Origin of the sequence: Tritonibacter sp. SIMBA_163, from assembly GCF_046535935.1 — a bacterium.
Taxonomy (GTDB): Bacteria; Pseudomonadota; Alphaproteobacteria; order Rhodobacterales; family Rhodobacteraceae; genus Epibacterium; species Epibacterium scottomollicae.
The window spans coordinates 1-263 of record NZ_JAWJBP010000631.1 but is presented as its reverse complement, the minus strand read 5'-3'; the positions used below and the strand labels follow the sequence as shown (position 1 = coordinate 263).

1 protein-coding gene is annotated in these 263 nt (G+C 64.6%); it reads left to right on the top strand.

Translation table 11 applies throughout. From position 1 onward, the window contains the following. Nucleotides 1–263: ATP-binding cassette domain-containing protein (locus R0J92_RS23835; protein WP_411053497.1), on the top strand; the 263-nt coding region annotated here is incomplete at both ends.

The following is a 263-nucleotide window of genomic DNA, read 5'->3' as shown; positions in this document are numbered from 1 at the left end:
GCATCGTGTTCCAGAACTACGCCCTGTTCCCGCACAAGACGATCTTCGAAAACGTCGCCTTCGGTCTGAAGTACCGGGATGTCAACAAGGAAACCGCGCGCAAGAAGGTGCGCGAGGCCCTGCAGCTGGTGCAGCTGCCGCACGTCGAGGACCGCGTGCCCAAGCAACTGTCCGGCGGCCAGCAGCAGCGCATCGCCCTCGCCCGGGCGATCGTGATCGAACCCGACGTCTTGCTGCTCGACGAGCCGTTGAGCGCGCTCGAC